At 74.3% G+C, this 11,451-nt stretch carries 11 protein-coding genes; 2 read left to right on the forward strand and 9 right to left on the reverse strand.

What is annotated here, in order from left to right; genetic code table 11:
• Window positions 1-10 precede the first annotated feature (10 nt).
• A complete protein-coding gene (locus ACFYU0_RS17555) occupies window positions 11-964 on the forward strand; it encodes an LLM class F420-dependent oxidoreductase (RefSeq protein ID WP_389301999.1) in 954 nt (317 codons plus the stop codon).
• 180 nt (window positions 965-1,144) lie between these two features.
• Here ACFYU0_RS17555 and ACFYU0_RS17560 read toward each other — a convergent pair whose 3' ends face one another.
• Entirely contained in the window at window positions 1,145-1,510 is a 366-nt protein-coding gene (locus tag ACFYU0_RS17560) for a phage holin family protein (RefSeq protein WP_389302001.1), read from the reverse strand.
• Between the two features lie 101 nt (window positions 1,511-1,611).
• On the opposite strand from ACFYU0_RS17560, the gene ACFYU0_RS17565 reads away from it, so the two are divergent.
• The gene (locus tag ACFYU0_RS17565) at window positions 1,612-1,959 is read left to right on the forward strand and encodes a VOC family protein (protein WP_389302004.1); all 348 of its coding nucleotides are present in this window, start codon (window positions 1,612-1,614) and stop codon (window positions 1,957-1,959) included.
• A 9-nt stretch (window positions 1,960-1,968) separates the two neighbouring features.
• On the opposite strand, the gene ACFYU0_RS17570 is transcribed toward ACFYU0_RS17565, so the two are convergent.
• From ACFYU0_RS17570 to ACFYU0_RS17605, 8 genes are all read right to left on the reverse strand, one after another.
• Window positions 1,969-3,966, reverse strand: coding sequence for a DUF5107 domain-containing protein (locus tag ACFYU0_RS17570; protein ID WP_389302008.1), 1,998 nt, complete (start codon window positions 3,964-3,966; stop codon window positions 1,969-1,971).
• 40 nt (window positions 3,967-4,006) lie between these two features.
• Entirely contained in the window at window positions 4,007-4,906 is a 900-nt protein-coding gene (locus ACFYU0_RS17575) for an arginase family protein (protein WP_351669038.1), read from the reverse strand.
• A 26-nt stretch (window positions 4,907-4,932) separates the two neighbouring features.
• Window positions 4,933-5,484 (reverse strand): GNAT family N-acetyltransferase, encoded by a 552-nt coding sequence (locus ACFYU0_RS17580; protein WP_351669040.1) that lies wholly within the window; start codon window positions 5,482-5,484, stop codon window positions 4,933-4,935.
• Window positions 5,485-5,587: 103 nt separating this feature from the next.
• Entirely contained in the window at window positions 5,588-6,511 is a 924-nt protein-coding gene (locus ACFYU0_RS17585; RefSeq protein WP_389302774.1) for an LD-carboxypeptidase, read from the reverse strand.
• A 2-nt stretch (window positions 6,512-6,513) separates the two neighbouring features.
• Window positions 6,514-8,478, reverse strand: a complete 1,965-nt coding sequence (locus ACFYU0_RS17590) for a prolyl oligopeptidase family serine peptidase (RefSeq protein WP_389302012.1) — start codon at window positions 8,476-8,478, stop codon at window positions 6,514-6,516.
• Between the two features lie 3 nt (window positions 8,479-8,481).
• Window positions 8,482-9,786, reverse strand: a complete 1,305-nt coding sequence (locus ACFYU0_RS17595) for a M20/M25/M40 family metallo-hydrolase (RefSeq protein ID WP_351669045.1) — start codon at window positions 9,784-9,786, stop codon at window positions 8,482-8,484.
• Complete coding sequence (locus ACFYU0_RS17600; protein ID WP_389302015.1) at window positions 9,779-10,612, reverse strand: M55 family metallopeptidase; 834 nt, start codon at window positions 10,610-10,612, stop codon at window positions 9,779-9,781. Before ACFYU0_RS17600 ends, ACFYU0_RS17595 begins: the two co-directional genes overlap by 8 nt.
• A gap of 75 nt (window positions 10,613-10,687) precedes the next feature.
• Complete coding sequence (locus ACFYU0_RS17605) at window positions 10,688-11,407, reverse strand: class I SAM-dependent methyltransferase (protein WP_389302018.1); 720 nt, start codon at window positions 11,405-11,407, stop codon at window positions 10,688-10,690.
• Window positions 11,408-11,451 lie beyond the last annotated feature (44 nt).

Here is an 11,451-nt window from a genome sequence, read left to right on the forward strand (position 1 = left end):
GGTGTCCGTCATGCCCGAATACGGTTATTTCCTGGCCTGCGAGGAGCACGGGCCGGCCGAGCTGATCGAACAGGCCCGCATGGCCGAGCAGGCCGGATTCCAGGCGCTGTGGATCTCCGACCACTACCACCCGTGGAACGGCGAGCAGGGCCAGAGCCCGTTCGTCTGGTCGATGATCGGCGCGCTGTCGGAGGCCGTTTCGCTGCCCATCGAGACGGCCGTGACCTGCCCGACGGTACGGATCCACCCCGCGGTGCTGGCGCAGGCCGCGGCGACCAGCGCGGTGCTGACCGGCGGCCGCTTCCGGCTCGGGGTCGGCACCGGCGAGGCGCTGAACGAGCACATCCTCGGCGATCGCTGGCCCCCGGCGCATGTGCGGCTGGAGATGCTGGAGGAGTCGATCCAGGTGATGCGCCGGCTGTTCACCGGCGAGGAGGTCAACCACCACGGCACGCACTACACGGTGGAGAACGCCCGGCTGTACACGATCCCGGACGAGCCCGTCCCGATCGACATCTCCGGCTTCGGCCCGAAGGCCACCTCACTGGCCGCGCGGGTGGGCGACGGCTACATCACGATGATGCCGGACGAGGAGATGGTCACCCAGTTCCGCAAGGGCGGCGGCGGGGCCAAGCCGGTCAGCGGCGGTACGAAGGTCTGTTACGGGACCGACCGCGACGAGTGCGTGCGGACGGTGCGCAGGCTCTGGTACAACGAGCTGCTGCCGGGCGAGATGGGGCAGGTGCTGCCCTCGCCGCGGCACTTCGAGCAGCTCGCGGAGCTGGTCACCGAGGACATGGTGCGGGAGAAGTCGGTGTGCGGGGACGACGTCGACGAGCATGTCGCGGCGCTGCGGGCGTTCGGTGACGCGGGGTTCGACCGGGTGTACGTGAACCAGATCGGGGCTGATCAGAAGGGGTTCTTCGACTTCTACCGCACGAAGGTGCTGCCGCGGCTCGGGTGAGCGGTGCGTTTTCCGGTGCGGGTGCGTTTTGGCTGGGTGCGCGGTTCCCCGCGCCCCTGACCTGGTTGCCGCTTGCTTATTCGGCTCCGGTGTCGGGGGCGGCGTGGTGCGTTGTCGGGTGCGGGTCTGTTGTGGCTGGTCGCGCAGTTCCCCGCGCCCCTGATGGGCGCGGGGGTGGGGTCAGGCCCTGCGGTGGGGGACTTCGTCCGGGGGGACGGTGGGCATCGGGGGGTAGGGGGTGGGGGCGTGGCCGGGTTTCGGGTGGGCGGCGCCGCGCAGCACGTAGGCGAGGGCGCCCAGGATCGCGGCGGTGATCAGTGCCGCCGCCCAGCCCGGCAGGCCCACGGCCAGGGCGAGGCCCACCGCGAGCGCCAGGGCGCCGCCCGCGTACAGGGCGACGGCGCCCGAGGCGGCGTAGAGCATGGCGGTGCGGCGCTGCTTGCGGCTCTGCTCGCGCAGTTCGTCGCGTACCGTCTCGCGTGCCACCTGTGCCAGCTCTTCGACGAGGTGCTTGTCCAGATGTTCCAGGTGATCCAAACGGTCCATGTCCTACGCCTACCCGCCGGCCTCGCGCGGTAACGGCGTCGCCCGGCGCCCGCCCGGGACTCGCCTGCGCCGGCCCCGACGTCCCAACTAGGCTCGTGCGCATGGAGATTCTGGGCGCCACACTGCGCATCTGCGTCGACGACCTCGACACCGCGGTCCCCTTCTACGAGCGGCTGGCGGGCGGCCGGGCGCTCCGGTTCGAGCGCGGCGGGGTCGAGGTGGCCGCGATCGGCTCCTTCCTCCTGATGAGCGGCCCGGAGGCGGAGCTGGAGGTGCTGCGCAAGGTGACGGCGACGATCGCCGTCAAGGACGTGACCGAGGCGCACCGGCTGCTGACCGACCTGGGCGCCCGGGTCATCGCCGGGCCGGTGCCGACCCCGGCGGGCCGGAACCTGCTGGCGATGCACCCGGACGGCTCGGTCTTCGAGTACGTGGACCAGAGCGGCTGAGCCGCCCGCTCAGCCGGCGTCCGGCCGCATCCGGAAGTCGAGGCGGGCTGGCAGCGGCTCGTCGGTGACCCGGGCCCACAGCCGCTCGATCACGTCCGCGCCCTCCCGCAGGTCCGCCACCTCGAAGCCGTCGTCGAGGACGGCCCGGGCGTCCGCCCGCCGCCCCTCGGCGAGCAGCAGCCCGGCCTCCAGCAGCCGGAACGCGCCGCGGCTCCGCACGGCGGGCAGCAGCCGGTCCCACACCGCGCGGGCCTGCGCCGTGCGCCCGGCCCGCAGCAGCGCGTCGAGCGCCTCCCGGCCGAGCGCGGCCACGGCGGCGGTCCAGGCCTCGCCGTCGGTGGGGGCACCTCCCACGCCGTTCAGGCAGTGGGGGAGCCGTTCGCGGCACAGGTCGTCGAAGGCCTCCGCGTACCGGTCGGCGGCCCGCTCGTGGTGGCCGGACTCCTGGTCGGCGACGGCCAGGCAGCGCAGCAGCGGCCACTGGGAAGGGGCGAGCGGCAGGGCCCGCTCCCAGCTCCGTACCGCCTGGGCGCGGTCGCCGGCGTGCCACTGGGCGACGCCGAGGTGGTACTCGGTGTGCGGGGTGGCGGGCGCGGTCTCCAGCATGTCCCGCCAGTGCGGGGCGACCAGCGTCTCGCCGGGCGGGCGGACCCGGCGCGGTTCCGGCAGCGATCCGGTGCGCAGCAGCTCCAGCCAGGGCTCCTGCGCCTCGCCGAGGGTCGACTCGGGGAACGGCGTGCCGGGCAGTTTCCAGCCGGCGCGCCGGACCTCGAGCGCGCCCCAGCCGGAGCCGGTGGCCAGCCGCTCGCCGGGTTCGGTGTCGGCGTACGGCTGCCAGTCCGCGTACGCCTGCTCGACGCGGGCCCGCGGCAGGACCGCCGCCAGCCGGTCCTCGGCGCCCCGCACGACCGCGGACCACGAGGGGCCGTCGGGGTCGGCGTCCAGCGGGCCGTACGCCTCCAGCCAGGACAGCTCGCTCCCGGGTTCCAGCCGGACGTGCTCGAGCTGGGTGCGGGCGAGACCGGCCTGGATCTCGCAGTAGCCGGCGGTGCCGGGCTCGGTCAGCCACTCCTGCCAGCGCCGGCCGCCGGGGCCGCTGCCCCACACGAACAGCTTCCGGCCGCGCAGCGCGTCGGTGGAGGTCTGCACGAGGCCGTGCCCGTCGGTGTCCAGCGCGGCGATCCAGCGGCGCCGGCCGTCCGGGACCTCGTAGAAGTAGTCGGCGGCGTAAGGGCTGTTGAGGGGGTGGGTGCGGTCGACGCCGTCATGGCTGGGGACCGGCACCCGGCGGAGCCGGCGCTCGTAGCCGAACTGCCAGGCCTCGTCGGCGGGGGCGAGGACCCGGCGGTCCTCGGGGACGGCGATGTTGGACCACCAGTAGACGGGCGCCGGGTGCTCGTGCGGGTTGCGGACACGGACGCCCACGTACAGGAAGTCGGAGCCCGGCGGGAGCCACAGGTCGACCTGGAACGGCAGGTCGCGCAGCCGCTCCCACTCCCACAGGCGCAGCATGGCGCCGCCGTCGGGAGCGGGGACGGGGGCGGCGTGCAGAGGTGCGCAGGACAGGGTGGTGTGGCCGGTGGCGCCGATGTTCCACTCGATGCCGCCGGAGTACCAGGCGCCGTTGAGCGCGAAGTTGGCGGGCTGGAACACCGGGTTGCGGTAGAGGAGTTCGCGTCCGGTGGGCAGGTGGACCAGGGAGGCGATGCGGCCGCCGAGGCCGGGCAGCACGGTGGCGCGCAGCCGGTCGTTCTCGATCACCAGGGCCTGCAGGGCGCGGGGTTCGCGGGTTCTGCCGTACCCGTCGCGCACCCGCACCGGCAGGAGGCTGCGCAGCGGCTCGTAGTCGAGCTGCCGGGTCATGTCCCGGGGCATGTCCCCGCGGTCCCGGTCGTCGACGCGGTGCATCTCGTCGAGGGGGCGGAGCGGGGGCAGGGGGTTGTCGGGGCCCAACCGCGCGGCGGGCAGGGTGATGACCTCACGTCGGATCCTCGTCACGATGACCATGGAACCCGGCGTGCGCCGAGTCGGCCAGGGGATCTGCCGGTCAGGATTGCGCAAAGGCGGCCACGACCAGGTCCGCCAGCAGGGCTGCCGCCGTGCCCTCGGGGTCGAGGTCGGGGTCGTAGATGGTGACGTTGAGGCCCACGCAGCGCGGGGAGGCGAGCAACGGGCGGAGCAGCTCCTCCAGTTCGGCCGGCAGCAGGCCGTCGGGGTCGGGGCTGTCGACGGCCGGCATCACGGACGGGTCCAGTACGTCGGCGTCCAGGTGGACCCAGAAGCCGTCGAGTCCGGGTGCCCGGAAGGCCTCGGCGGCGGCACGGGCGACCGGCCCGGGGCCCTCGGCGCGGATACCGGCGACGGTGGCGGCCGGCATCTTCAGCGAGGCGAGTTCGGCCAGGTCGTCCGTGCATGCGTCGCGGATGCCGAAGAACCGCACGTCCTCGTCCCTGAGATAGGGACGGAGCCCCTCTATGTCCGTCAGGTCCGCCTGGCCGCGTCCGGTGCCGAGCGCGACCTCCTCACCGCCCGCGGCGCCGATCCGGCCGGAGTTCCCGGGGTGCCGGAAGTCGGGCGAGGCGTCCACCGCGGCGAGCCCGTACCGGCCGAGGCGGCGCATGGCGAGGGAGGCGCCGAGCTGGATGGAGCAGTCGCCGCCGAGCACGACGGGGAACTCCCCGGCCCGCAGGTGGCGTTCGACGCGGTCGGCGAGCCGCACGGTGTACCCGGCGAGGGCGGCCGCGTTGAACACCCCGTCGCCCTCCCGCCAGTCGCCGCGGTCGTAGCGGGGCGGTACGACGACTCCGCCCTCCCGCGCGCCGAGCCGCCGCGGCAGGCCCTGCTCCCGGAGGGCTCCCGCGAGCTTGTAGCAGCCCGGGACGGTGCCGGGGGCCGGCGGGCGCAGACCCAGGTTCGAGGGGGCGTCGAGCACGACGAGCGTTCGCATGGGCTCTCCTTCGGCCGGACGGAGGTTCAGTCGGCGGTGCGCATCTCGGCGGTCAGCGCCCAGCGTTCGTGGTCGCGCCAGGCGCCGTCGATGAAGATCATGGCCGGTGAGAAGCCCTCCAGCCGGAAGCCGGCGCCGCGGGCCAGGGCGACCGAGGCGGCGTTGTCCGGCTGGACGTTGATCTCCAGCCGGTGCAGTCCGAGCGGCCCGAACGCGTACCCGATCACCAGGTCGAGGCCCTCGCGCATCAGCCCCCGGCCGGCCGCGTGGGCGAAGACGCCGTAGCCGAGGGCGCCGCATTGGAAGCCGCCCCGGACGATATTGTTGATGTTGATGAAGCCGGCGATGCCGCCGGTGTCCTTCTCGCACACGAGGAACCCGGCCCGGGCCGGGTCCTTGATGAGCGCCCCGGCGTAGCTCGCGTACCCCTCGTCGTCGTCCGGCGGGAACAGCCAGGGCCGGTGCAGGTCCTTGCTCTCCCTGGCCCGGGCGGTGAACTCGGGGCCGTCCCCGGGGGTGAAGGCGCGGATGCCCACCCGGGGGCCGGTGGCGAGGTAGTGGGCTGCGGTGTGCGGCATCCGGCCAGCCTACGCGTCACCGGCCCGGGCACCCCACCGTGTTTTCCCGGCCCCGGCCGGCCCCGGCGCGGCGAGCCGGGCCGGGGCCGGCCGGGGCCGCGGGTCAGCGCAGCGCGGGCTCGTCCAGCGTCAGGGTTCCCGCGTCGGCGTCGAGTTCGGCCGTCACTCCGAACGGCACCGTCAGCGCCCCGTCGCAGTGCCCGAATCCGATGTCCTCGACGACCGGCACCCCGAGCCCGCCGAGCCGGTCGGCGAGGACGGCGCGGAGTTCGCCGTACGGGCCGCAGTCCCGCCAGGAGCCGAGCCCGATCCCGGCGACGCCGTCGAGCCAGCCGGAGCGCAGGAGCTGGGTCAGCAGCCGGTCCACGCGGTACGGCTGCTCTCCCACGTCCTCCAGCAGCAGCAGTCCGCCTCGGGCGCCGGGGTGGGCCAGGGGTGTGCCGAGGTCACTGGCGAGCATGCTGAGGCAGCCGCCGAGGGTCACTCCGCGGGCCCGTCCCGCGGCCAGGGCGGGGCGGCCCGAGGCGAGGGTGCGGACCGTCTCCGGTGCGAACAGGGTGGCCCGCAGGTGCTCCTGCGCCCGGGCGTTCTTGATGAAGTCGACGCCCGCGGCGGCCGGCCCGTGCAGGGTGACCAGGCCGAGCCGGGCGGCGAACGCCTGGTGCAGCACGGTGATGTCGCTGAAACCGGCGAACACCTTGGGCCCGGCGGCGCGCATCGCCTCCCAGTCGAGGAGGTCGGCCATGCGCTGGGCGCCGTACCCGCCGCGGGCGCAGAGCACCGCGTCCACGGCGGGGTCGCACCAGGCGCGCTGCAGATCGGCCGCCCGGTCGGCGTCGGCGCCCGCCAGATAGCCCAGCTCCCTGTGCCGGTCCAGCACATGGGGCGCGACCACCGGGTCGAGGTCCCAGCCGCGCAGCACGTCGAGACCGGCCTGGAGGCGTTCCTCGGGCACCGGGCCGCTGGGGGCGACGACGGCCACCCGCGCGCCGGGGGCCAGCCGGTGCGGCCGGCGCAGTTCCCTCATGGTCATGTGCCCAGCTCCAGCTTCGGCACGGCCGGTGTCGGGTCGAGGCCGAACACCTGGGAGTACAGGGAGAGTTCGGCCTCAAGGGCGCGCACCATGGTGTCGGCGCGCCGGAAGCCGTGCCCCTCCCCCTCGAAGGTGAGGTAGGCGTGCGGCACGCCCCGGCCCTCGATGCCGGCGAGCAGGCGCTCGCTCTGGGCGGGCGGGCAGATCACGTCGTCCAGGCCCTGGAGCAGCAGGAACGGCGCGGTGAGCCGGTCGGCGTGGGTGGTGGGCGAACGCTCGGCGTACCGCTCGGGGACCTCGGCGAGCGGGCCGATCAGCGACTCGAGATAGCGCGACTCGAAGTCGTGGGTCTCCCCCGGCCCCCAGGTGGCGAGGTCCAGCACGGGGTAGATGATCGTGCCGCAGGCGTACACGTCCGTCCCGGTCAGCGAGGCGGCCGTGGTCCAGCCGCCCGCGCTGCCGCCCCGGATGGCGAGCCGGCCGCGGTCGGCGGTGCCCTCGTCGGCGAGGGCGCGGGCGACGGCCGCGCAGTCCTCGACGTCCACCACGCCCCACTGCTCGCGCAGCCGCTCCCGGTAGGCGCGGCCGTATCCGGTGGAGCCGCCGTAGTTGACCTCGGCGACTCCGATGCCGCGCGAGGTGAAGTAGGCGATCTCCAGGTCGAGTACGCACGGCACCCGGCCGGTGGGACCGCCGTGCGCCCAGATGACGTACGGCGGCAGTTCGCCGTCGGGGGCGGTGCGGCCGGGGTGGTGCGGCGGGTAGACGTGGGCGTGCACCTCGCGGCCGCCGGGCCCGGTGAAGACCCGGGTCTCCGGCCGCGGGTAGTAGGCGGGGTCCACGGCGTCCCGGTGGCGGGCGCCGATGGCCCGGGCGCGGCCGATCCGGGTGTCGAGTTCCACCACCTCGGGCCCGGTGCGCGTACCGGCCCCGACCGCGACGACCCGCTCGCCGTGGACGGCGAGGGTGGATCCGAACTCGGTCCAGGGCCCGGCGGCGTCGACGACCTCGCCGGACTCGGGGTCGAGTATCCCCAGCACGGCGACGCCGCGGCCGTGCACGACCGCGATCAGGCCGTTGTCCAGCGGCGCGAACCAGTTCAGGCCGAGCTTCCACAGCGGCCCGGCGAACTCCTCCTCGCGCGGGCATAGCGGGGCGCCGTCGCGGTAGAGGTTCCACCAGCCGCCGCGGTCGCTCGCGTACAGCAGGGCGCCGTCGGCGGCCCAGTCCACCTGGGCGACGGACTCCTCGGGGCCGCCGGCGACGGTGCGGACCGAGTGCAGGGTGCCGTCGTCACCGACCTCGCCGACGAGCAGCTCGGTGCCGTCCCACGGCATCCGCGGATGGTCCCAGGCCAGCCAGGCGGCCCGGCGGCCGTCGGGCGAGAGCCGGGGCCCGGTGACGAACCGGTGCCGCTGCTCCACGAGTTCGCGGACGGCGGCCCGGTCGGCGGCGGCCGAGCCGTCCAGCGGGACGGCGGCCGGGACGCGCCGTACGTCGTCCGGGCCGTCCCCGGTGAACTCCTCCAGCACGCACCACACCTCGCCGCGCGCGAGGTCCACCTGCGGCTCCGCCCAGCGCAGTCCGCCCCCCACCGGTGACAGCGGGGTGAGCGGGCGGGGTTCGGTGCCGGGCTCCCACCGGTACAGCCGCTGGTCGGCGAAGTTGGCGAACACCACGAGCGGCGCGCCGTCCTGGACCGTACCGGTCCACGGCCGGCCGCCGTACTCGATGACCCGGGTGCGCACGTTCCACGGCGCGGGCAGCACCGACTCCTCGGCGCCCTCGGCCGTGCGCCGCACCAGCGCCCGGCGGCCGCCCTCGGCGGGCCGGGGCTCGGTCCACCAGACCTCGTCGCCGACGAAGCCCACCCACTCCGGCTGCCCGTCGTGCGCCGCCGCCAGCGCCGCGTCGATCGGCGAGGGCCAGGACCCGTACGGCTGCTGCATGTTCTCCCCCATCGCCTAGGCCGTCCGCAGGAACCGGTCGAGGACCCGGACGCCGAAGTGCAGCGCCTCCACGGGCACCCGCTCGTCGACGCCGTGGAAGAGCGCCTGGTAGTCGAGGTCCTCGGGGAGCTTCAGCGGCGCGAAGCCGTAGCCGGTGATGCCGAGCCGCGAGAACTGCTTGGCGTCCGTCCCGCCGGACATGCAGTACGGCACGACGTGCCCCTCGGGCGCGAACTCCTCGACGGCCGCCCGCATCCTCGCGTAGGTGGGCGAGTCCAGGGGGGCCTGCAGGGCGACCTCGTGGTGGGCGAACTCCCAGTCCACGTCCGGTCCGGTGAGCCGGTCGAGGGTGTCGCGGAACTCCTCCTCGCCGCCCGCGAGGTACCGCCCGTCCACGTAGGCGACGGCCTCCCCCGGGATGACGTTGACCTTGTAACCGGCGTCCAGCATCGTCGGGTTGGCGCTGTTGCGGACGGTGGCCTCGACCAGCTTGGCGGCCGGGCCCAGCTTCCTCAGCAGCCCGTCCACGTCCTCGAAGTCGGCGTCGACGCCGTACAAAGCGGCCAGTTCGCCGAGCGCGGCCCGCACGGTCGGGGTCAGCCTGAGCGGCCACTCGTGCTCGCCGATGCGGGTGACGGCGGCGGCGAGCCGGGTGACCGCGTTCTCCTTGTTCACCTTGGAGCCGTGTCCGGCCCGGCCGCGTGCGGTCAGCTTCAGCCAGCCGGTGCCCCGCTCCCCCGCGGCGATCGGGTAGAGCTGCCGCCCGGAGCCGTCGTGGAAGGTGAAGGCGCCCGACTCGCTGACGCCCTCGGTGCAGCCCTCGAACAGCTCCGGGTGCTCGTCGGCGAGGAACCCGGAGCCGTCCTCGGCGCTGGCCTCCTCGTCGGCGGTGAACGCGACGACGACGTCCCGGCGGGGCCGTACGCCCTGCCGGGCCCAGGAGCGGACGACCGCGAGGATCATCGCGTCCATGTTCTTCATGTCGACGGCGCCGCGCCCCCACACCACGCCGTCGCGGATCTCGCCCGAGAACGGGTCGACGCTCCAGTCGGCGGCCTCGGCCGGCACCACGTCGAGATGGCCGTGCACCAGCAGCGCGTCGGCGGACGGGTCGGTGCCCTCGATCCGGGCGACGACGTTGGTCCGCCCCCGGGTCCGCTCCAGCATCACGGGTTCCAGGCCCGCCCCGGCGAGGCGCTCGGCCGCGTACTCGGCGGCCGGCCGCTCCTGGCAGTCGCCGCCGCCCCGGTTGGTGGTGTCGATGCGGATCAGACCGGAGGTGAACTCCACCACCTCGTCCAGGGCCTGCTGGTCAGCCATACTGCTCCTCCACTGCGGCCGAGACGATCGTGGTGACCGCCTTGAAGGTCCGGATTCCCTCGTACATGGTCCCGCTGGTGTACGCCACCTTGCGCTCGCCGACGCGTGCCACGCCGGGCACGACGGTCGCGGCCATCGCCAGATGCTCGGCGTCGAACTCGACGGCGACCGTGAACGGACCGGCCGCGACCGGCTCGTACCGGACGGCGAGCTGGGCGGCCTCCTTGGCCGCGGCGCGGATGTCGGCGGCGGTGCGGGTGGGAGTGCGGCACACCGCCGCGTACCGGGACACATGGTCCTTGACCGCGACCTTGCGCGCCTCGGGCGCGTACCCGAGGGCGTCCTCGCACGCCAGGTCGTCGCCGGTGACGAGCACGACGGGGACGCCGTACTCGGCGACGACGTGCGCGTTGAGCAGACCCTCGCTCGCGCGGACGTCGTTCACCCACACCCCGGTGATCTGGTTCGCGAGGTAGGTGTGGGCGAGGACGCCCTCCATGCCGGCGCCCGCGTGGTAGCCGATGAACGCGATGCCGTCGACGTCGCCGTGCTGGACGCCCTCCACCATGGAGAGCGACTTGTGCCGCCCGGTGAGCATCTCGACCCGCTCGTCGAGCCGCTCCAGGAGCAGGTTGCGCATGGTCCAGTGGGCCTCGTTGACGAGCACCTGGTCGGCGCCGCCGTCGAAGAAGCCGAGCACCGCGGCGTTCACGTCGGAGGTGAACATGGCACGGCACCGCTCCCACTGCGGTGTCCCCGGGAGCACGTCGGCCGGCCAGGTGACGCCGGTGGCACCCTCCATGTCCGCACTGATGAGGATCTTCATGCACCGCACGTTACGCGGTGTCCCGGGGCGGCGGCTACGACCCCCGTACGTGTGACCGCCGGCCCCGGGACCCCGTCACCTGCGGGCGAGCACGAACCAGCGGGCGGGCAGGTCGATGCGGGTGCCGTCGGCCAGGTGCTCGGTCTGCGGCACGGTGGTCTCACCGGTGGCCAGTATCTCCAGGCCGGCCTCGCCGAGCAGGCGCGGGATCTCCTCGTCGTCGGCGTCGGCGGGCTTGAGGCCGTGGTCGAAGACCCGGCGCAGCTTGGGCCCCGGCCCCTCGGGGCCGCCGGCGGCCTGCTTGAGGACGTCGCGGGACCCGGACGTCAGCTCGACGACGAACGCGCGCCCCTCGGAGCCGAGGAGCTCGGCGACCGCGGCGGCCACCGCGGCGCGGGCGTGCGGCTCGCTCTGGTGGATGACGGCGCGCATGTACACGTTGCTGTCGCCGAGCCGCTCGTGCAGTTCCCGTACGGCGCCGCCGTCCGTCAGGTCGAGCTGCTGGAACTCGACCGGGCCGCCGTTCGCCGCGCGCCGGGCGTGCTCGACTGCGGCGTGCGAGAGGTCGACGCCGACGGCGCGGGCGAACCGGGTGGCGAGGAAGCGGGTCTGGGTGCCGTTGCCGCAGCCCAGGTCCACTATGGGGCGGCCGGTGTCCGCGTACGGCAGGAGCAGCGCGCTGTGCGGCTCGGCACTCAGGGACGGGTCGGAGTCCCAGATCGCCTCTCCCGTCCCGTCGGCGGTCTCCCGCCAGTAACTCTCCCAGTTGTCGCGATAGTTGTCCGAGACGTTCACGGCGATCTCCCCACGGTCGGTTGCGTGATCGGGATATCGCGATC

It is taken from the genome of Streptomyces sp. NPDC003720, assembly GCF_042875075.1.
GTDB lineage: Bacteria > Actinomycetota > Actinomycetes > Streptomycetales > Streptomycetaceae > Streptomyces.